The organism is Microbacterium schleiferi (assembly GCF_020781975.1).
In the GTDB taxonomy this organism is placed as follows: Bacteria; Actinomycetota; Actinomycetes; order Actinomycetales; family Microbacteriaceae; genus Microbacterium.
Genome location: NZ_JAJGNI010000001.1, coordinates 323676 through 342118 on the forward strand (window position 1 = coordinate 323676; position 18443 = coordinate 342118).

Genomic DNA, 18443 nt, shown 5'->3' on the forward strand with positions numbered 1-18443 from the left:
GTCCCGGTTGGGTCATGAGGCGCTGGCTTCGAGAGGACGGAGACGACATGGCTGACATCGAGACGTTCGAACCCGATGGGCGAGCGATCCCGTACGCCGAGGACCGCCGCAACGGCCCGTCTCTCGTGCTGGTGCCCGGCCAGGGATTGAACATCGGCTACCTCGGGCCACTTGCCGAAGCGCTCGCCGAGGAGGACTTCCACGTCGTGCGGATCGGCAGCCGTCTCCCGCAGTCTGGGGCCGAACCGACGATGCACGATCTTGCCGAGGACGTCATCGACGTGATGGATCACCTCGACCTTGCGTTCCCCTGGGTCGGTGGACACGGCTTTGGCGGCTCGGTGGCGCGCATCGCTTCCATCGACCACCCCGGGCGGTTCGGCGGACTCCTGCTTCTCGGCGTCGAGGGGACCGAGGATGCCGCGGCATCCGCTGCATCCGAGGTGCCGGAGAACGCCCGTAAGTCCGAGCTCGTCGCCATGCAGCGCGCTGCTCGCGCCGCGACGCCTGAGGTCGGCCCGCTCGAGATCCCGCCGGGTATCCCCATCCTGATCATCCAGGGAGCCGACGATGAGGTGGCAGCGCCGGCGAACGGCGAGGCTCTCGCAGCGCGCGCTCCCGAGCGGATCAGCGTCGTCACGATCGAGGGAGCCCGTGACCTGTTCCCGCTGACCCATGTCGGGGAAACCGCCTGGCCCATCGAGGATTACCTCGACTGGGACTGACATCCGGAGCTGACCGCCACGGGGCGTGATGAACTAAGGGAATGAGCCCGAAACCACGCCCCGTCGTCCTCATCACCGGCGCTTCCTCAGGGATCGGCCACGCCACGGCACTCGCGCTCGCTGCGCGCGGCTGGATCGTTTACGGCGCAGCGAGGCGGGTAGACCGGATGCAGGAGCTCGAGGCAGCCGGATGCCAGGTGATCGCGATGGATGTCACGGATGACGCATCCCTGCGCGCTGGCGTTGACCGCATCATCCGTGAGCAGCGGCGTTTGGACGTGCTCGTCAACAACGCTGGTTACGGGTCGTACGGCGCACTCGAGGACGTGCCCATCGACGAGGCCCGCCGCCAGTTCGAGGTCAACGTCTTCGGGCTGGCGCGGCTCAGTCAGCTCGTGATCCCGACGATGCGGGCTCTCGGGCGCGGCCGTATCATCAACGTCTCATCCATCGGCGGGCGCATCTACGAACCGATCGGCTCCTGGTATCACGCCACGAAGTTCGCGGTCGAAGGGCTCTCGGACTCACTGCGGATCGAACTGGCCCCCCACGGGATCGACGTGGTCATCATCCAGCCGGGGCCGATCCGAACCGAGTGGAACTCGATCTCGCGCCGGAGCGCCAAGGAGTACTCGGGAGCCGGTCCGTATGCCGAGCAGGCCCGAGCCCTCGTCCGCAACTACGAGCGCGTCGACGACTCGCCGGCATCCGGGACTCCCGAGGATGTCGCGGCCACAATCGTGCGCGCGGCGACAGCGCGGCGGCCGAAGACCCGATACGCGACTCCGGCGTCAGCGAAGATCGTCGTCGCCGCACGTCGCCTGCTCCCTGATCGGATCATGGACCTGATCCTCAGGCGTCTGGCCATGTAGACCAGGCGCCCGGTCTCCGCGCTCGTCGGATGTCAAGGCCCGCGACGGGGCTCGCGGTGACCGATTGACTGGCGCCATGACTGAGACACCCCTGCGCGCGATCGCGCTCAACTGCACGCTCAAGCCGTCGCCCGCCGAGTCCAGCACTCAAGACCTCACCGACATCGTGCTCGACTCCCTGACGCAGCACGGCGCTTCCAACAGCACGGTGAGGGTGGTCGATCTCGACATCCGTCCCGGCGTCGAAGCCGACATGGGTGACGGCGACCAGTGGCCGAAGGTCCGTCAGCAGATCCTGGATTCCGACATCCTCGTCTTCGCGACTCCGACCTGGGTCGGACATCTCTCCAGTGGCATTGAACGCCGCTCACCTCGCTCGAGTGCTTCGTGCGACTCCTTATCCTGCGCCCTAATGTCCTAGGACTAGAGACTGCACTTGTCAACGGCCTCGTACCTCGCAATCCACAGAAGGTACGTTCGCGGCATGAAGCAAGTGCACTATGCCGGTAGGTCGCTCTTCATGCACGACGACACTGCCGATGCCCTGATCGATTACGCCCGCGTGCTCAGCGAGCACCGCTCCGCGGATGCTGTCACCGTTCCTGCCGTGAGCGCGGAGGGCAACCCGGTCACGGTCACACTGCTTCTCAATGAAGCCGCCGCGTTCGTCGTCGAATCCGTCGCAGGCGGCATCACGATCGAGCCCGATCAGGATGCGCTCGAAGAGATTGAACGGCGCACTCGACAGCTTGAGGGAGTGCGTGGCGGGGCCCCCGATGAGCCATGGCCCCTCGAGCTGTAGACCTGCGAGGCATGCTCGCGAGCGTTACTGTTGGCCCATGAAAGCTCTGCGAACCGCCGGAATCTGGGCAGCAGTGATCGCCGCGATCACCACGGTGCTGGGCATCCTCGTGACAGAACTCGTCTCGCTGCTTGCCGCCGTGCTGGGCGCGGTCGTGAAGGTCGTGCCGAACCTCAGTGGTCCCGCAGGGCGTCGATGAGTTCCTTCTTGCGCATCGACGAATAGCCGCTCAGTCCCAGTTCCTTCGCGCGCTTCTTGAGCTCGTCAACGGTCCAGTCCTCGTAGCTGCCCGATTCGCCGCCCTTGCGTCCGACGTTCGAGCGTCCTCGATTGGCTGCCGCATTCGAGATGCGGGCCGCCTTCTCTTTCGACGCGCCGTCATCGCGCAGTTCCTCGTACAGCTCCGGGTCCTTCAGGCTCGAGTTCCGGCGTCCAGGCATGGTTTCTCTTTTCTGTCGGTGGCTCTGTCGGTGGCTGAGGGGCCACGGATGGCCGATGGCCGATGGGTGCGGGTCGTGCGCTAGAGCGCACGTCCTCCCGTGACCGGGAAGACGCCGCCCGAAACGTATGAGGCCTCGTCGCTTGCGAGATAGACGTACATGCCCGCAAGTTCCGCGGGCTGGCCGGCGCGCCCGAGCGGGGTGTCGCTGCCGAAGGTCGTGAGCTTTTCCTCATCAAAGTCCGTCGCGGGGATGAGCGGGGTCCAGATGGGACCGGGGGCCACGGCGTTGACCCGGATGCCGCGGGGACCGAGGTCCTGCGCCATGGCGCGCACGAAAGCAACCTGCGCCGCCTTCGTCATCGCGTAATCAAGCAGGCCCGGCGAGGGGTCGAATGCCTGAATCGATGACGTCACGATGATGGCCGAACCGGCATCCAGGTGCTCCATGGCGGCGCGCGCCGAGAAGATCAGGCCGTACAGGTTCGTGCGGAACGTCCGATCGAATTCGGCGGTTTCGAGCTCGGCAAGACTGTCGCGGTCGCGCTGGTAAGCGGCGTTCAGGACCAGGATGTCGATCCCACCGAACTCGGCTACCGTGTCGGCGACAATCTTCTCGGCGAATCCCTCGTCGCGGACGTCACCGCTGAACGACGCAGCGCGGACTCCCGCGTCGCGAACGAGCGCGACGGTCTTCTCGGCATCCCCGTGCTCTTCCGGCAGCGACGCGATGGCGACATCCGCGCCCTCGCGGGCGAAGGCGATCGCGACCGCCCGACCGATGCCCGAGTCGCCGCCGGTGATCAGTGCCCGCCGCCCGGCGAGTCGGCCGTGCCCGACGTATGAATCCTCGCCATGGTCAGGCGTCGGAGTCATCTCGGTCTCGAGCCCCGGCTGCTGCTGTTCCTGCTCGGGGAAATCGTCGCTGGTGTGTGCGGTCCGCGGATCCTGGGATGCGTCGTGCGAAGTCATGCGGCGACGATAAGGCGGACACCCGCGGGCGCCCGAGGGACTTGACCATCCGTCCAGGCGAGAGTACGGCCCTACCGGGGCAGCACGTGCTCCGGCAGATCACGAAGGAAGATCTCCGCGGTCTTGGGCCCTATGCCCTTCATCGCCGTGAGCCGCCGCGTGAGTTCGTCGCGGTCGCTGCTGGTGCGCACCATTTTCGACACTGTCCCGTACTCATCAACGATGCGCGCCATCACCTCGTGCAGCTCATCGGTCATGATGTAGTCGATCCGCGCGTAGTGCGCGTCGTCGAGGATGGCGCGCAGCTCTTCGCGCTCGAGTTCGGCGTACTTCGGGGGCTGGTCAGTCCGCGATCGATCAGCGCGCGATAGGCGTCAGCTCCCACGGACTGCTGCACGGGCCACCCGAAGAGCATGCTCGCGACCAGCCATCGGAACATAGCTTGTCCCGTTCCCCGGTCCAGATGGATGCCGAGATCGGCGGCGTGAATCACCATCTGTTTCGTTTCCTGTCGTCGACGAAGGTCCTTGCGGCGCCGCATTCGACAGCCCGCGCCACCTGTGCTCCCCACGTTGCTCCACTAGGGCGTGTTGCTAAACCCTTGAGTGCTGCGTGGCTGAGTCTTGAGGGTGTGTCGCGTGATGTGATCTCTGATGACGCGTGGGCTGTGATCGGGCCGCTGTTCCCGACTGCGAAGTCGACGGGGCGGCCTCCGGTGGATCGGCGAACAGTAGTCGAGGCGACGGCGTGGCGGTTCCGGACCGGCGCGCCGTGGCGCGACGTGCCCGAGCGGTTCGGGAACTGGAACACGCTCTATAAGAACTTCAACCGGTGGGCCGAGCAGGGCGTCTGGGCGCGGGTGCTGGTGGAGGTGCAGTCGCTTGCGCAGCAGTCTGGTGACCTGGATTGGGTCGTGTCGATCGACTCCACGATCGTGCGCGTGCATCAGCACGGCGCGACACTTCCCCGCGCCACAGGGGGCTCTGTCGAACTACAAGAAGTTCGGTGACGAGCCGCCCGATCATGCGATCGGCCGCTCCCGCGGCGGGCTAACGACGAAGAACCACCTGGTCTGCGACGGGAAGGGACGTGCTCTCGCGTTCATCCTCACGCCCGGGCAAGCTGCGGATACCAGCATGCTGACCGCGACGCTGAGCGAGATCCGCGTTCCGGGTGCGAGGGGCAGGCCACGGTCTCGGCCGGACCGGGTGCTCGCGGACAAGGGCTACCCGTCGAAGGCGAACAGGGCGTGGCTGCGCGAGCGCCGGATCGCCGCGACGATTCCCGAACGTGACGATCAGATCGCACATCGCCGCAAGCGGCGCGGCCGACCGATCGACTTCGGCGACCAGCAACGAACCCGCTACCGCGGCCGCAATGTCGTCGAGCGTTGCTTCAACAAGCTCAAGCAGTGGCGCGGGATCGCGTTGCGCTCAGACAAGACCGCCCGCAACTACCACGCCGGACTCTGCCTCGCCGCGACACTCCACTGGTTGGGCTCGCGTGCGACAATTTCTCATGCCGTCCTTCCCGAGGAGCCTTCCCGCCGCGCCGAACCGTGAACCGGACATCGATGACGACTTCAGCTCCGGGCTGAGCACGCAGCATTGGGTTGCAGGCTATCTGCCGCATTGGACGACCCCGGAGCGAGCCCGCGCCCACTACGCGCTCACACCCGTAGGAGTCGAGTTGCGCATCGACGCAGACCAGCCTGATTGGCGCCCGGAAGATGCTCCGCTGCGGGTGTCAAACCTGCAAACCGGCGTCTACTCAGGACCGATCGGCTCCGCGCTCGGAACTCATCGTCACCGCGTCGATCTTGATGTCCGTACTGAGACCCCCCAGAACCTCTTATTCGCACCCTCGCGTGGGCGCGTCGAGATCACCCTCTCCGCGAGTCGAGACGTCAACTGCATGGTTGCCGCTTGGCTCGTCGGAACCGAACACAGGTCTCCTGCAGAGTCCGGCGAGATCTGCGTCTTCGAGATCGACGCGAACACCGTCGGAGAGATCACCGTGGCCCGCACCGGCATCAAAGCGCACCACGACCCGCATCTCTCCACCGACATGACCGAGGTCGCGATCCCTGTGAACGCATCCTCTCCGCATACCTGGACCGTCATCTGGGGTGACGGTGAGACCGTGATCGGATGCGAAGGCGATGTCGTGCGGCGCATCGCGCAGGCCCCCGATTACCCACTCATACTCATGATCGACCTCTTCGAGATCGGACCACGCGGCGGCGCGTACCCGAAGTCCGCCCTCATCCACCACGTCCGCGCATGGCATGAGAAGCAGCCGGAGGAGGTTTAGCAACACGACCTAGAATTGGACGAGAGACCTCCCCTACCGTGACGGTACGCCGGGGTCTGTGAAGCGAGTCGGGGGTTGCGCGCTGGCCAGGAGTGTGCCATCGTCTGCGCGAAAAAATGGTCGATCAGTGCGATACCGGGTGCGAGGGGTTCTGGTCAATACCTTGGCGCTCGCGGGTCGGGCGTGCGAGGGTCAGGTGATCCGCACCACGGGATGTCCCGATGATTCGGGCAGCATCCACACAGGGGAGAAAGAGCGGAATGGGAAAGTTCATTTACGACGGAAACGTGAAAGTCGATTTCGACGACCGCACGCTGGCGCATCTCCAAGTGGTCATCGGGACGAAGCTGAGGCGCAACGAAGCCTTTCACTTCACGTGGAAGGATGACGCGAGCATTGGTGATGGCCGCACCACGGTCTGGGTGCACCCGCGATGCTCGCTCGTCTACAAGTTCTACGGTGGTCGTCGTCCGCAGCTCAACATGGCGTGGGTCGAAGCCCTCGCGTACACGGCGAACTCCCCGTCCGGCCTTTACGTGGTGCCAGAACCGAAGGAAGGCGATCCTGTGCCCGGAGGGAACCATGAAGCGCATTGACATCGTCTATGGTGGCGAGCTCTACAGCGTCGGAGGCCGAGAGTTCGAGGAGGTGCGCCAAGAGGTCGTCGATGGGACGACGGATGGACCCAGTTGGCTTCGCGTGAATGACGGCGAAGGCATGCGCCGCGAAGCGTATCTGCTGCTTGCCCCGGGCGTGCCGATCGCGCTCATTCCCGTTCCCGAAGATGACGTCGAGGTTGCCGGTGACGGTCAGTGGAGCTCTCACGGCGATCACTGACTTCGCCCACGCGGATGCTGCCACCACGCGTCGACGCGCGGTGGCGAGCAGCGACCTATCTGAGCGCCGGGCAGATCTATCTCCGCGACAACGCACTGCTGCGGCGACCACTCGAGCCTGACGACATCAAACCCCGGCCGCTGGGTCACCTCGGCACGGTTCCGGGACTGGCGCTTCTCTACGCGCACCTGAACCGGATCATTGCCGAGCGCGGCACAGAGATGCCCTTTCTGGCAGGTCCCGGCTAAAAGGGCCCGCGATGAACGCGGTCAGCGTGCTTGAGTGCACGTAGAGCGCGACCTACTCCGACATGCCGCGGAACGAGGAGCGCACCGCGTCACATCGACGTCGAACTCGGCAGCGTCGGCGACGGAGCTATCGATGTCCACGCTCTGCTGGTGACCGTTCTTGCCCGTGACGCTGTCACCTGCGGGGGAGACGAGGCGGGCTTGTGCTCCGTGCGAGGTCACGGCCTCCCAGGGCGAGGTCAGTTCGCTGTCTTCGAAGCCATCCGTGACCAGGAATGCGACGGTCTTGCCCGTGAGATGCGACATAGTGATCCTCCCTTGTCTGTGTGCGTACAGAGACGGTACGAGGCCCCTGCCCGCAGGGGCAGGGGCTTGCACCTGGGAGACTCGCTCGCTAGGGATCAGTGCGCGGGAATGGCACCCTCGGGCTGGTCAGCGGGTTTACGGATGATGAAGGCCCCGACGAGGATCGGCAGCGCAACGATAGCCGAGACCAGGAAGGCTCCTCGTGCCCCAGCCGCTGCTGCCTCGTTGGCCGGGAGACCCGCTTCGACGGCGGAGGCGGCGATTGCCGACATCGTCGTGACCATGACGGCCACGCCCGCGGCTCCCGCCACCTGCTGCACGGTTCCAAGGACCGCTGATCCGTACGAGTAGAACCGAGGCTGCAGCGAGGCGAGAGAGGCCGTGAACAGCGGCGTGAACGAGAGCGCGAGACCCAGCGACAGCACGATCTGCGTGACGAGAATGACCCAGATAGAGGTGTCAGCCCCGTAGGTTGCGTAGGCCCACAGCGCCGCGACCGCGAGTACCGCACCGGGAACCAACAGCACGCGGGTTCCTGACGTGTCGTAAATGCGGCCCACGATCGGACCGGCAAAACCCATGGCGAGCGAACCCGGCAGCAGCAGGAGGCCACTTTCGAGCGCCGTCGCACCCACCGCCTGACTGAGGTAGAGGGGGAGGACCGTGATGGCACCGAAGAACGCCATCGAGAGGACGCCCATCTGAGCGATCGACAGGGAAAAGTTGAGTGACCGGAACACGCGCAGGTCCATGAGCGCGTCATCCTTGCGTTGCAGCACAAGCTGGCGCCACACGAACAGCGCGAGGGCGACGACGCCGACGGCGATCGCGATCACGAGGGTCATCGTGGAGCCGGCTTCGGCCGCGGCGTCAGTCTGCGACCCGCCGTGACTTGCGGCGCCGCCGATCTGGCTGAGCCCGTAGACGAGTCCGCCGAACCCGAACGCCGACAGGATCACCGACAGCACGTCAATCGGTGCACGGGTGGTTTCCCCGAGATTGCGAATCCAAATTGCGCCGGCAACGAGTGCGGCGATCGCAATCGGCAGGACGATACCGAAGATCCAGTGCCATCCGAGGGAATCGAGAATGAGTCCCGACAGCGACGGGCCGATCGCCGGCGCGAGCGCGATGACGATGCTGACGCGCCCCATCATCCGACCGCGCGCGTGCGGCGGCACGATGGTCATGAGCGTTGTCATGAGCAGCGGCATCATGATCGCGGTGCCCGATGCCTGAATGACGCGCGCGACGAGAAGGATCTCGAAGCCGGGCGCGATGAAAGCGACAGCGGTGCCGGTCGAGAAGAGAGTCATCGCCGCCAGGAACACCTGCCGGGTCGTGAAGCGCTGGAGGAGGAAGCCGCTGATCGGGATCACGACGGCCATCGTGAGCATGAACGCCGTCGTCAGCCACTGGGCGGCGACCGCGGTGATGCCGAGGTCGACGATGAGGTGGGGGATCGCGACGCCCATCGTCGTCTCGTTGAGGATCGCGACGAAAGCCGCAGACAGGAGGAGCCAGATGATCCGGCTCTCTTCGGGGCGAAGGTTCAGCCCCGGGACCGGCGTTGCGGAATCGGGGCCGGCAGGGACGACCGGGATCGAGCCGGTCTGCGGGTTCGCGTTGATCGCTGCCACGGGCGGGTCCTCACTATCAGGGCGCATGTCGTCGGAGTCGAAGGGGAGGGGACGCCGAGAATGGGCGCACGAGAGCCACGCGTGGTGGCGACGTTCACGATAACGGCGGGAACCGGCATTCGATTCCCGAGGGGTGGAAGTTCGTGCTTCCGGAAGCGGCTGGGCTCAGTCGTCGAGGGTCTCTTCGTCCACCGACTTGTCCCACTGCTCGGACCCGATCGCGTTCGTCGGATGCGGCGTGGGCTCTTCCTCGAGAAGATCGGCCGGTGCCGGAGAGATGAGCTGCTCCTCCGGGATCGACTTCAGGTCGTCGATTTCCTTGCGAAGCGCGCCCAGGTCTTCGTGTCCAGCACCGGCGCCATCGTTCGCAGTCATGGTCACAGCCTACCGGTGTCACCGCCCGGCGTTATGCTCCAGGCGTGAGGTTTGATGGCCTGAATCCCGATGCCCCGGCCTTCTTCGATGAGTTGGCTGTCAACAACACCAGAGAGTGGTGGCAGAGCCAGAAGTCGCGCTTCACCGACCGCGTCGCCGCTCCCTTCGAGGCGCTGGCCGCCGAACTCGAACCGGAGTTCGGACCGGTGAAGATCTTCCGCCCGTACCGTGATGTGCGCTTCAGCGCCGACAAGTCGCCCTACAAGCTCCAGATCGGCCTGGTTACGCGCGCTTCAGCCGCCCATTACCTCCAGCTCTCGGCATCCGGGCTGCTCATCGGCGGCGGGATGTACCAGCCGTCCCCTGCGCAGCTGGCGGCGTTCCGGTCGCTCGTGGACGATGCCCGGACAGCGCCAGACCTCGAGGCCACCCTCGCCGAGGTCAGCGCTGGCGGCTTCGAGCCGATGCGAGATGACGCGCTCCGCACGGCGCCTCGAGGGTTTCCCACCGACCATCCCCGCATCGACCTCCTCCGCCTTCGCCACCTGGCGGTCGGGCGAGAAGAGCCGCCCGACGACTGGATGTGGACGCCTGGTGCTCTCGACGAGATCCGTGCAGCCTGGCACGTCGTGTCAGTGTGGTGCGACTGGTTGCACGCGAATATCGCGACAGACCCCGAAGCCCGATGACGGCAGCTGGACACCCTCCTCGCGCTGCTAGGCGTCAGCTGTCGCGGCCGCCGTCCAAGCGGCCCTCGAAGGCGTCTAACGCTTCGCGATAGCGAAGGTCGGGGTGACTGTCAGCGATTGTGCGTAGACGTGGCACGTCCATTTCTTTGATGAGATCAACGCGGGCCTGCCGAGCCTCGGAGTGACCGCGGAGAACGTCGAGTCCTTCGCTCATCGCCTCGAGGCAGTCCCGCAGCACACCGAGCTCGGACTCGCGCTGCGTGATCGAGGATCCGTCCGGGCGCATTCGCCACCGCACGACGACGTCGGGGATCGTGTCGAAGACTGACGCCGACACGAGCATCCGCTGCGCGACGACCTGATCCTCGTACAGCCGACCCTCAGGGAAGCGGAGCTCGTCCCACACGCGGGCCCGACTCACCTTCGCCCACGCCACGATGCTCCCCGTCGCCGCCGGATGCTCGTCCAACGTCACGCGGTGTCGCTCGGGTGATGTCGCCGCGGCAACCCACGGCTGAACCGGCCCATCGAGATAGGTGCCGTCGGGCTGCGGTCGCAGCCGCGTGTAGGCGCCGATCACAAAGTCGCTTCCGGTGTGTTCGAGCGTACCGACCATGCGTTCGAGCGCACGCGGTGTGAACTCGTCATCGGCGTCCAAGAACCCCACGAAGGGTGTGGTGACGAGCTCAAGTCCGGCGTTCCTGGCCGCCCCCAGTCCCCGCGTACGAGGCAGCCGCAGGGCGCGGAACCGCTCATCGCGCGCGGCTGCGCGCTCGAAGAGATCGCCGGTCTCATCCGTCGAACCGTCGTCGATGAGGATCGCGCACCAGTCGCCGCGGGTCTGGTTTCGGAGAGAATCGAGCGCCGCGGGCACGTAGGGTGCGACATCCAGACCCGGAACGATGACGGTGATCGCCGGGTCGGTCATACCCCGGATCCTACGGCGGCAACGGCAGCCTCGATGGCGTCGACGATCGGCGCCACCGAGCCGGTGGTGCTGTGGCCGAGTGTGACACGGACGGCGGTGCGGGCCTCGTCGTGATCGATACCGAGAGCGAGCAGGACGTGTGAGGCTTCCTCGCTCCCTGCCGCGCACGCCGAGCCGCTGGAGGTGATGATCCCGTGCCGGTCGAGTTCGAGCAGCACGGTCTCGCCGTTCACACCCGCGAAGGTGAAACTCGCCGTGCCAGGAAGGCGGTGCGTCGGATGCCCGGTGAGCCGCGCGATCGGCACGCGTTGGAGCACGCCCGCGATGAGGTCGTCGCGCATCGCAGCTACTCGCACCGCAGCGTCGGTGCGCTCGGCCTCGGCGAGTTCGAGCGCGCGCGCGAGCCCGACGGCGCCTGCGACGTTCTCTGTGCCGCTGCGCCGCTCCCGCTCCTGTCCGCCGCCGTGCAGCACGGGCTCGAGCGGAATGCGCGACCGGATGCCGAGCGCACCGATCCCTTTGGGAGCGCCGATCTTGTGGCCGGCAACCGAGAGCGCGTCGGCGCCCAGGCCGTTCAGCGGTAGCCAACCGGCGGCCTGGACGGCATCCAGGTGCAGGGGTACCCGCCCGGCGACGGCGGTAACCAGACCGGCGACATCCTGAACCGTGCCGATCTCATTATTGGCGTAGCCGACGCTGACGATCGCGGTGTCATCGCGGATGGCAGCGGCGACGGCATGCGGGTCAACGAGCCCCGTCGTGTCAACCGGCACGAGAGTCGCATCGAACCCGTGGATGCGCGTCAGGTAGTCGACGGATCCGAGCACCGATTCATGCTCGATCGGGGTAGTCACCACGTGCCGGGCGCCGCGTCGCTGCTGCGCGGCTATCGCAACGCCCTTGAGCGCAAGATTGTTCGCCTCGGTCGCACCCGAGGTGAAGATCACGTCGGTGGGCCGCATGCCGAGGATGGCGGCGACCCGTATTCGGGCATCGGCGAGTGCGCCAGCTGCCTGCTCGCCGATGGTGTGGTGGCTCGACGGATTGCCGAAGTGCGACGTGAGGTACGGAGTCATCGCCTCCAGCACCTCGCGGCGCACCGGTGTGGTCGCGGCGTTGTCGAGATAGCTGACGCTCACGACCCGCCGGCGCCCGACTCGATACTGATGTCCAGGCCCAGATCGACCGCGGGGGCCGAGTGCGTCAGGGCTCCGACCGAGACCACATCGACCCCCGTGGCTGCGATCGCCCCGACAGTCTCGAGGGAGACACCGCCGGATGCCTCCACGACGGCCCGGCCTGCGATCAGCTCGACTCCCGCCCGAAGCTCATCGAGCGAGAAGTTGTCGAGCATGATGATGTCGATCCCGGCCGCAAGAACCGAGGGGATCTGCTCGACACGGTCGACCTCCACCTCGACGCGCATGGTGTGGGGAAGGCTCGACTTTCCGGCGCGGAGCGCCTCGGTGGTGGAGGCGCCCGAAGCTGCCAGGACCGCGAGGTGGTTGTCTTTGACCATCACGGCGTCGGAGAGGGAGTGCCGATGGTTGTGGCCGCCGCCGCTGCGCACCGCGTGGCGCTCGAATGCGCGCAGGCCGGGTGTCGTCTTGCGGGTGTCGGCGATCCGAGCGCCAGTTCCCGCGACAGCCTCGACGTAGCGAGACGTGAGAGTGGCGATTCCCGACATCCGCTGCGTGAAGTTGAGGGCGACGCGCTCGGCGGTGAGAACGCCGCGGGCGGGACCCTCGACGGTCGCGAGCACGTCGCCGGCCGTGAACGCCTCGCCGTCAGCTCGATGAAGCGCCACAGAGATCGCGGTATCCGTCAGCGCGAAGGCTGCCGCGAACACCGCTCCGCCGCTAAAGGTCCCGGGCTCCCTCGCGACGAGCTCGGCGCGGGCGCGGGCGGATGCCGGGACGAAGGCCTCGGCAGTCACATCCCCCCACGGCGCGTCTTCGGCCAGCGCCGCCGACACTACCCGGTCGATCTCGGCACGGGCCAGCATCAGCGCACCACCGCGAGCTCGGCGTCGCGCCGGAAGTGGGCACCGGCCGAGGCCCGCCGCGCGCGGGCGGCGGCGACGACGTGCTGGGCAACCAGCAGCAGGTTCTCGTCCTCGTACTCGCGTTCGGTCCTTGGGGAGCGTGCCTGCGCTCTCCAGTTCGCGAGCACGCTTGCGGCGTGGGTGAGGCCCTCTTCGTCTCGCACCAGCGACGCGTTCTCCCACATCAGGTCCTGCAGGGCAGCGCGAGAGAAGGTTAGCGCCGGGGCTACCGGGCTTCCCGTCACGCCCCCGGAGGGAACGGGGCTGATGCCGTCGCGGGCTTCGGCGGGCCACAGGCCGGATGCGGCATCCGTCGCGATCGCATCCCCGGCGCGCGCGCCGAACACAGCGCCCTCCAGGAGCGAGTTCGACGCGAGCCGGTTCGCCCCGTGGACGCCGGTGCGGGCGGTCTCTCCGACCGCATAGAGTCCGGGAAGCGAGGAGCGGCCCTCGAGGTCGGTCACGATTCCACCCATGAGGTAGTGGGCCGCCGGGGTGACCGGCACGGGAACGCGCGCCCAATCCAGGCCGCGCTCGCGCATGGCGTTGTCAATCGTGGGGAATCGCTCGCGCAGCCAGGCGGCGCGGGCATCGGCATCCGTCGCGGGGATGGCCGTGGCATCCAGCAGCACGGGGCGTCCGTCCTGCTGCCGCATGACGCGGGCTATCGCGCGGGCGACGACATCGCGCGGCGCGAGCTCACCGTCGGGGTGATCGTCGAAGACGAACCGGTGGCCGTCCTCATCGATGAGTGTGGCGCCCTCGCCGCGCACCGCCTCGGAGACGAGGAAGGCGTCACCGGCTGCGAGCACCGTCGGGTGGAACTGCACGAACTCGAGGTCAGCAACAGCGGCTCCTGCCCGAATCGCCGCAGCGATCCCGTCTCCGGTGGCCACAGCGGGATTGGTCGAGTGTGCGAACAGCTCGCCGATGCCCCCGGTGGCCAAGACGACGGCATCGGCCCGCAGCTCGTCGGGCGTTCCGGCGTGACCGTCGCGGGCGTCGCGCAGAATCCGGATGCCGCACACCCGCCCCACCTCGACCACGAGATCGACCAGGAACGCGTGCTCGATAACCGTCGCAGCGGTCGCGCGCACGGCGGCGACCAGAGCGCGCTCGATCTCGGTTCCGGTCGCGTCGCCGCCCGAGTGCAGGATGCGGGGGTAGGAGTGTGCTGCCTCGAGACCCTTGCGGAACTCACCGTGTTCGTCGCGATCGAACGCGACCCCGAGCGCGACAAGCTCCCGGATCCGCTCCGGGCCCTCCGTCGCAAGTACCCGCACCGCTGCCTCGTCGCCGAGCCCCGCCCCGGCGACGAGCGTGTCGTGGATGTGGTCTTCGACGCGGTCATCGGCGAACATGACTCCCGCGATCCCGCCCTGCGCGTAGCGCGTGTTGGCGTGCTCCAGAACGTCTTTGGTGACGACTGTCACGCGGCAGCCGCTCGCCGCCGCGTGGAGGGCGACGGTCAAGCCTGCGATGCCGCTGCCGACGACGATCACCCGCGGCGCGGATGTCATGATGCCTGCTCCCAGGCTGCAGCCGGGGCTGCCGGGGGCTTGGCTGCCAGCATCCGTTCCAGGGCGACCCGCGCGGGGTCTGCGACGTCGGTCGGAACCGTGATGCGGTTGACGACCTCGCCGGCGACGAGCGACTCCAGCACCCACGCGAGGTAGCCGGGATGGATGCGGTACATCGTCGAGCAGGGGCACACGACGGGGTCGAGGCAGAAGATCTCGTGCTGAGGATGCTCGGCCGCGAGGCGTTGAACGAGGTTGACCTCGGTGCCGATCGCGAACGTCGTCGGTTCGGTCGCCGCCTCGATGGCCTTACGGATGTAGTCGGTCGAGCCCGCCTCGTCGGCGGCGTCGACGACCTCCATCGGGCACTCCGGGTGCACGATGACACGGACGCCAGGGTGCTCGGCGCGGGCCTTGTCGATCTGGGAGACCGAGAACCGACGGTGGACCGAGCAGAACCCGTGCCACAGGATGACGCGCGCGGCATCCAGGGTCGTGTCGTCGTTGCCGCCCAGGGGCTTGCGGGGGTTCCACATCGGCATCTGCTCGAGCGGCACTCCCATCGCCTTCGCGGTGTTGCGCCCGAGGTGCTGGTCGGGGAAGAACAGCACGCGGCGGCCCCGCTCGAAGGCCCACTCCAGCACGGTCCGGGCGTTCGAGGACGTGCACACGATGCCGTGGTGCCGCCCGACGAACCCCTTGATCGCTGCCGAGGAGTTCATATAGGTCACCGGGATCACCGGGAGCAGGCCCTCGGCGTCCGGTGTATCGAGATCGCCGTAGATGTCGGCGAGCTCCTCCCACGCCTGCTCGACCTCGTCAATCGAGGCCATGTCGGCCATCGAGCATCCGGCAGCGAGGTTCGGCAGGATGACCGCCTGCTCGGGTCCGGAGAGCAGGTCTGCGGTCTCGGCCATGAAGTGCACGCCGCAGAACACGATGGCCTCGGCATCCGTTCGCGCTTTGGCAGCATTGGCGAGCTGGAACGAGTCGCCCACGTAGTCGGCGTGTCGCACGACCTCTTCGCGCTGGTAGAAGTGCCCGAGCACGACGACGCGCTCGCCGAGGGTCTGCTTGGCGGCAATGATCCGTGCGTCGAGCTCGGCCTCCGTGGCCTCGCGGTATTCCCGCGGCAGCTCACCCTGGCGCGGTGCGCCGGTCGGGATGACATCGCCCTCCGACGCTCCGGGTCCATAGCCCGGAACCGTGTCGAAGAGCCAGGGAGCCTCGACGAGGTCGGTGTTGCAGGTCTCGCCCTGCAGCGACCCCGAGACGATGCCGTGGATCTCGTGGTCGACGGACGGGTCGATGCGGCGCGGCGTCAGGGCGATGTTGACAGCTGTCATGAGGTGCTCGATTCGGGCGAGGAGGGGTGGATGCCACCGGGCCGGGCGGCGCTCAGCGGGCCCCGATCGGCAAGTTCGACATCCTGGTTGTAGCGGTACAGGCGGGCGGGACGATGGCTGCCGGTGCGGAACCGGTCGGTGGGGATGAGGTTCCCGGAGTTCTCGACCTGACGTCGGAAGTTCGCGGGATCGAGACGCCGATCGAGGATCGCCTCGTAGACCTCGCGAAGGTCGGCCAGTGTGAACAGGTCCGAGAGCAGGCCGTGCGCGATGCGGCTGTAGCCGACCTTGTTACGCAGCCGCCACAGGGCATACGACACGATCTCGTTGTGATCGAAGGCGAGCGTGCCAGGCGCGTTCGCGTCGAACCAGGCGACGTTCTCGGGCGCATCACCGGCTGCCTCATGGGCAGCGCGCTGGGCGTCCACGTCGTCGGCCCGCAGGAGTGCCCAATAGACGATCGACACGACGCGCGTGGGGGAGCGATCGACGTCTCCGAACGCGTAGAGCTGCTCCAGATAGCTCGGCGTCAGGCCCGTTGTCTCGGCGAGGGTACGTGATGCCGCGGCATCCAGGCCCTCTCCGGCATCCAGCCATCCACCGGGCAAGGCCCACAGGCATTCATAGGGTCCGCGGGTGCGACGCACGAGCGGCATCATGAGGCGTCCCGACCCATCGCCGGGGTCGCGGCGCACCGTGAAAATGACGGTCGACACCGCGACGCGGATGGCATCGGTGGATGCGGCGCGTGAGATATCGGGAGCGAGACTGGTTTGTGTCATGGTGACTCTAACTACGGGTTCGATCTTAGAGTCAGAGTGACCAGAACCGCAACTCGGTCGGGTTGGAAGAAAACCCCCAGGTTGGTCGACAGACTGGATGCGTGGTCCTCGGCATCCTCACCGACGTTCTCGTCGTGATCCTGCTGCTCGGCGCGCTCGCGTGGGGGATCGGCAGCGGCGTCCTCGCGATCCTCGGATCGGCGGTCGGCCTCGCCGTTGGCGGCGTGGCGGTCTGGTGGCTCCTGCCGATCGTCGCGCCGCTGCTGCCCGGGTCGGATTGGCGCGGGCCGGTGCTGATCGCCGGCGTTGTCGCCCTGCTCGTGGGCGGTGCAATAGCTGGCGGCGCGATTGGCAGCGTCCTGCGGCGCGGAGCCGAGAAGCTGCGCCTCCACGTGATCGACCGCCTGCTGGGTGGGGCAGTCGCGGTCGTCGCCACCGCGCTCTCGCTGTCGCTGGTGGCCCAGAGCGCCGCGGTCTCCGGCGTTCCGCTGGTGTCGGCAGCCACCTCGTCGTCGCGCGTCCTCGCCACGATCGATGCGCTGACCCCGGCACCCGTGAGCGCGGCCCTCGCGCAGCTGCGGCAGGCGGTCTTCGTCGACGCTTTGCCTCGGGTGGGGACGCTGCTGGATCTGCCCGCCACAGCACCGACAGCCCCGCCGGTCGCGCTCGATGACCCAGCCCTGAGCGTTGCCGCGCAGTCGGTTGCCCGGATTTCGGGAACCGCGTTCTCGTGCGCGCGCGGCATGACAGGGTCGGGTTTCGTCGTCGCGGATGACCGCGTGGTGACCAACGCGCACGTCGTCGCCGGGATGGAGCAGATCGTGGTCGAACTGCCGGGGCGCATCGCGCAGACGGGCCTGGTGGTCTGGTTCGACCCCGACCAGGATCTCGCCCTCATCGCGGTCGAAACCGAGGACGTTGCGGCACTGCCGGTCGTGCCGACGCTGCGGTCAGGAGATACCGCGGCGGTTGCCGGCTACCCCTATGGCGGCCCGTTCACGCTCGGGCAGGCGTCAGTGCGGTCGGTGGGAACCGCGCAGGTGCCTGACATCTACGACAGCGGGTCGGTGAGTCGCGAGATCTACGCGCTCGATGCTCGGGTCGCTCCAGGCAACTCCGGCGGTCCGGTGCTCACCGCCGGCGGCGACGCTGCGGGTGTCGTGTTCGCTCGCGCCGACGACGGGACGGATGTCGGCTATGCGGTGACCTCGGGAGTCCTCGCGCCGTTGGCGGAGCAAGCGAGCGCTCTCGTGGAGCCGGTTTCGACGGGATCCTGCACGCCCTGACGCGCGTCTGCTGGCGGGAACCCGGCGCTGGGATATGCTGGCCGCGCAACTGAAGATCCGGCCACATGACGGGTGCGGGAGAGCCCCGGGTTACACCGGGCACCGAAGGAGCAAGCCTCCCCGCCAATCTCTCAGGTCCGCGTACCGCGCACGTCCGGCCACTCTGGAAAGCGTCATCACCCGCGCATCGGGTGGCGGCCGCCGACGGTGAAAGCACAGCATCCGGTTCGCTCGGGTGCCGCGCGAAACTCTCAGGCCACAGACAGAGGGGGAGTTCACGGGCGTCGTACGGCGTCCCCCGTCCGACGACCGGGAGAAC

23 protein-coding genes, 1 pseudogene and 2 riboswitches are annotated in these 18443 nt (G+C 67.3%); of the genes and pseudogenes, 12 read left to right on the forward strand and 12 right to left on the reverse strand.

All coding sequences use genetic code 11. From position 1 onward, the window contains the following. Positions 1-47 precede the first annotated feature (47 nt). The 5 genes from LL236_RS01720 to LL236_RS01740 all read left to right on the forward strand — a co-directional run bounded on the left by LL236_RS01720 (position 48) and on the right by LL236_RS01740 (position 2598). The gene (locus tag LL236_RS01720; protein ID WP_228177061.1) at positions 48-725 is read left to right on the forward strand and encodes an alpha/beta fold hydrolase; all 678 of its coding nucleotides are present in this window, start codon (positions 48-50) and stop codon (positions 723-725) included. 41 nt (positions 726-766) lie between these two features. Further along, on the forward strand, positions 767-1597 hold the full coding sequence (locus tag LL236_RS01725; RefSeq protein ID WP_228177062.1) for an oxidoreductase: 831 nt from the start codon (positions 767-769) through the stop codon (positions 1595-1597). A gap of 76 nt (positions 1598-1673) precedes the next feature. Next, a complete protein-coding gene (locus tag LL236_RS01730) occupies positions 1674-2018 on the forward strand; it encodes a flavodoxin family protein (protein WP_228177063.1) in 345 nt (114 codons plus the stop codon). A gap of 63 nt (positions 2019-2081) precedes the next feature. After that, positions 2082-2399: a hypothetical protein gene (locus LL236_RS01735; protein WP_228177064.1), complete on the forward strand. Its 318-nt coding sequence runs from the start codon at positions 2082-2084 to the stop codon at positions 2397-2399. 37 nt (positions 2400-2436) lie between these two features. After that, positions 2437-2598 (forward strand): hypothetical protein, encoded by a 162-nt coding sequence (locus tag LL236_RS01740; protein WP_228177065.1) that lies wholly within the window; start codon positions 2437-2439, stop codon positions 2596-2598. Here the strand turns inward: LL236_RS01740 and LL236_RS01745 are convergent. The 3 genes from LL236_RS01745 to LL236_RS01755 form a co-directional block, all read right to left on the reverse strand. Further along, positions 2573-2839, reverse strand: a complete 267-nt coding sequence (locus LL236_RS01745) for a DUF7218 family protein (protein WP_228177066.1) — start codon at positions 2837-2839, stop codon at positions 2573-2575. The two genes, LL236_RS01740 and LL236_RS01745, sit on opposite strands and share 26 nt — an antisense overlap. 80 nt (positions 2840-2919) lie before the next feature. Beyond that, positions 2920-3810: an SDR family oxidoreductase gene (locus LL236_RS01750; protein ID WP_228177067.1), complete on the reverse strand. Its 891-nt coding sequence runs from the start codon at positions 3808-3810 to the stop codon at positions 2920-2922. A 71-nt stretch (positions 3811-3881) separates the two neighbouring features. Continuing rightward, positions 3882-4067, reverse strand: coding sequence for a hypothetical protein (locus LL236_RS01755; protein WP_228177068.1), 186 nt, complete (start codon positions 4065-4067; stop codon positions 3882-3884). 359 nt (positions 4068-4426) lie between these two features. Here LL236_RS01755 and LL236_RS01760 point away from each other — a divergent pair. The 5 genes and pseudogenes from LL236_RS01760 to LL236_RS01780 all read left to right on the forward strand — a co-directional run. Further along, positions 4427-5309: pseudogene (locus LL236_RS01760) on the forward strand (IS5 family transposase); the annotation flags it as partial. A 244-nt stretch (positions 5310-5553) separates the two neighbouring features. After that, positions 5554-6123: a hypothetical protein gene (locus LL236_RS01765; RefSeq protein WP_228177069.1), complete on the forward strand. Its 570-nt coding sequence runs from the start codon at positions 5554-5556 to the stop codon at positions 6121-6123. A 260-nt stretch (positions 6124-6383) separates the two neighbouring features. Further along, positions 6384-6719 (forward strand): DUF7882 family protein, encoded by a 336-nt coding sequence (locus LL236_RS01770; protein ID WP_228177070.1) that lies wholly within the window; start codon positions 6384-6386, stop codon positions 6717-6719. After that, positions 6706-6960, forward strand: a complete 255-nt coding sequence (locus tag LL236_RS01775) for a hypothetical protein (protein WP_228177071.1) — start codon at positions 6706-6708, stop codon at positions 6958-6960. Before LL236_RS01770 ends, LL236_RS01775 begins: the two co-directional genes overlap by 14 nt. A gap of 14 nt (positions 6961-6974) precedes the next feature. Continuing rightward, positions 6975-7208 carry a hypothetical protein gene (locus LL236_RS01780; protein ID WP_228177072.1) on the forward strand — a complete coding sequence of 78 codons (234 nt, stop codon included), beginning with the start codon at positions 6975-6977 and terminating at the stop codon, positions 7206-7208. A gap of 21 nt (positions 7209-7229) precedes the next feature. Here LL236_RS01780 and LL236_RS01785 read toward each other — a convergent pair whose 3' ends face one another. From LL236_RS01785 to LL236_RS01795, 3 genes are all read right to left on the reverse strand, one after another. Then, the gene (locus LL236_RS01785; RefSeq protein ID WP_228177073.1) at positions 7230-7514 is read right to left on the reverse strand and encodes a DJ-1/PfpI family protein; all 285 of its coding nucleotides are present in this window, start codon (positions 7512-7514) and stop codon (positions 7230-7232) included. A gap of 95 nt (positions 7515-7609) precedes the next feature. Next, entirely contained in the window at positions 7610-9154 is a 1545-nt protein-coding gene (locus LL236_RS01790; RefSeq protein WP_228177074.1) for a DHA2 family efflux MFS transporter permease subunit, read from the reverse strand. A 165-nt stretch (positions 9155-9319) separates the two neighbouring features. Further along, on the reverse strand, positions 9320-9529 hold the full coding sequence (locus LL236_RS01795) for a hypothetical protein (RefSeq protein WP_228177075.1): 210 nt from the start codon (positions 9527-9529) through the stop codon (positions 9320-9322). 44 nt (positions 9530-9573) lie between these two features. Here LL236_RS01795 and LL236_RS01800 point away from each other — a divergent pair, with 44 nt between their 5' ends. Continuing rightward, on the forward strand, positions 9574-10218 hold the full coding sequence (locus tag LL236_RS01800; protein ID WP_228177076.1) for a DUF2461 domain-containing protein: 645 nt from the start codon (positions 9574-9576) through the stop codon (positions 10216-10218). 34 nt (positions 10219-10252) lie between these two features. Here the strand turns inward: LL236_RS01800 and LL236_RS01805 are convergent, their stop codons facing one another. Genes LL236_RS01805 through LL236_RS01830 form a run of 6 tightly spaced genes read right to left on the reverse strand, consistent with a single transcriptional unit; the run spans position 10253 to position 16838 of the window. Then, a complete protein-coding gene (locus tag LL236_RS01805) occupies positions 10253-11146 on the reverse strand; it encodes a glycosyltransferase family 2 protein (RefSeq protein ID WP_228177077.1) in 894 nt (297 codons plus the stop codon). Continuing rightward, positions 11143-12285 (reverse strand): cysteine desulfurase family protein, encoded by a 1143-nt coding sequence (locus LL236_RS01810; protein WP_228177078.1) that lies wholly within the window; start codon positions 12283-12285, stop codon positions 11143-11145. The genes LL236_RS01805 and LL236_RS01810 overlap by 4 nt, the downstream gene beginning before the upstream one ends. Further along, positions 12282-13151 carry a carboxylating nicotinate-nucleotide diphosphorylase gene (gene nadC, locus LL236_RS01815; protein WP_228177079.1) on the reverse strand — a complete coding sequence of 290 codons (870 nt, stop codon included), beginning with the start codon at positions 13149-13151 and terminating at the stop codon, positions 12282-12284. The genes LL236_RS01810 and nadC overlap by 4 nt, the downstream gene beginning before the upstream one ends. Then, on the reverse strand, positions 13151-14710 hold the full coding sequence (gene nadB, locus LL236_RS01820) for an L-aspartate oxidase (protein ID WP_228177080.1): 1560 nt from the start codon (positions 14708-14710) through the stop codon (positions 13151-13153). The genes nadC and nadB overlap by 1 nt, the downstream gene beginning before the upstream one ends. Next, positions 14707-16056 (reverse strand): quinolinate synthase NadA, encoded by a 1350-nt coding sequence (gene nadA, locus LL236_RS01825; RefSeq protein ID WP_228177081.1) that lies wholly within the window; start codon positions 16054-16056, stop codon positions 14707-14709. Before nadA ends, nadB begins: the two co-directional genes overlap by 4 nt. Then, positions 16053-16838, reverse strand: a complete 786-nt coding sequence (locus LL236_RS01830; protein WP_228177082.1) for an NUDIX hydrolase — start codon at positions 16836-16838, stop codon at positions 16053-16055. The genes nadA and LL236_RS01830 overlap by 4 nt, the downstream gene beginning before the upstream one ends. Positions 16839-16939: 101 nt before the next feature. Here LL236_RS01830 and LL236_RS01835 point away from each other — a divergent pair, with 101 nt between their 5' ends. Then, positions 16940-18124: a MarP family serine protease gene (locus LL236_RS01835; protein ID WP_228177083.1), complete on the forward strand. Its 1185-nt coding sequence runs from the start codon at positions 16940-16942 to the stop codon at positions 18122-18124. A gap of 65 nt (positions 18125-18189) precedes the next feature. Next, a riboswitch (glycine riboswitch) is annotated at positions 18190-18281 on the forward strand. Between the two features lies 1 nt (position 18282). Beyond that, positions 18283-18397, forward strand: a riboswitch (glycine riboswitch). The last annotated feature ends 46 nt before the right edge of the window (positions 18398-18443 follow it).

Excerpts from the sequence above, each read along its gene's own strand:
- LL236_RS01720 (WP_228177061.1), top strand. The coding sequence starts at position 48 with ATGGCTGACATCGAGACGTTCGAACCCGATGGGCGAGCGATCCCGTAC.
- LL236_RS01725 (WP_228177062.1), top strand. The coding sequence starts at position 767 with ATGAGCCCGAAACCACGCCCCGTCGTCCTCATCACCGGCGCTTCCTCA.
- LL236_RS01730 (WP_228177063.1), top strand. The coding sequence starts at position 1,674 with ATGACTGAGACACCCCTGCGCGCGATCGCGCTCAACTGCACGCTCAAG.
- LL236_RS01735 (WP_228177064.1), top strand. The coding sequence starts at position 2,082 with ATGAAGCAAGTGCACTATGCCGGTAGGTCGCTCTTCATGCACGACGAC.
- LL236_RS01740 (WP_228177065.1), top strand. The coding sequence starts at position 2,437 with ATGAAAGCTCTGCGAACCGCCGGAATCTGGGCAGCAGTGATCGCCGCG.
- LL236_RS01745 (WP_228177066.1), bottom strand. The coding sequence starts at position 2,839 with ATGCCTGGACGCCGGAACTCGAGCCTGAAGGACCCGGAGCTGTACGAG.
- LL236_RS01750 (WP_228177067.1), bottom strand. The coding sequence starts at position 3,810 with ATGACTTCGCACGACGCATCCCAGGATCCGCGGACCGCACACACCAGC.
- LL236_RS01755 (WP_228177068.1), bottom strand. The coding sequence starts at position 4,067 with ATGACCGATGAGCTGCACGAGGTGATGGCGCGCATCGTTGATGAGTAC.
- LL236_RS01770 (WP_228177070.1), top strand. The coding sequence starts at position 6,384 with ATGGGAAAGTTCATTTACGACGGAAACGTGAAAGTCGATTTCGACGAC.
- LL236_RS01775 (WP_228177071.1), top strand. The coding sequence starts at position 6,706 with ATGAAGCGCATTGACATCGTCTATGGTGGCGAGCTCTACAGCGTCGGA.
- LL236_RS01780 (WP_228177072.1), top strand. The coding sequence starts at position 6,975 with ATGCTGCCACCACGCGTCGACGCGCGGTGGCGAGCAGCGACCTATCTG.
- LL236_RS01785 (WP_228177073.1), bottom strand. The coding sequence starts at position 7,514 with ATGTCGCATCTCACGGGCAAGACCGTCGCATTCCTGGTCACGGATGGC.
- LL236_RS01795 (WP_228177075.1), bottom strand. The coding sequence starts at position 9,529 with ATGACTGCGAACGATGGCGCCGGTGCTGGACACGAAGACCTGGGCGCG.
- LL236_RS01805 (WP_228177077.1), bottom strand. The coding sequence starts at position 11,146 with ATGACCGACCCGGCGATCACCGTCATCGTTCCGGGTCTGGATGTCGCA.
- nadC (WP_228177079.1), bottom strand. The coding sequence starts at position 13,151 with ATGCTGGCCCGTGCCGAGATCGACCGGGTAGTGTCGGCGGCGCTGGCC.
- nadB (WP_228177080.1), bottom strand. The coding sequence starts at position 14,710 with ATGACATCCGCGCCGCGGGTGATCGTCGTCGGCAGCGGCATCGCAGGC.
- nadA (WP_228177081.1), bottom strand. The coding sequence starts at position 16,056 with ATGACAGCTGTCAACATCGCCCTGACGCCGCGCCGCATCGACCCGTCC.
- LL236_RS01830 (WP_228177082.1), bottom strand. The coding sequence starts at position 16,838 with ATGACACAAACCAGTCTCGCTCCCGATATCTCACGCGCCGCATCCACC.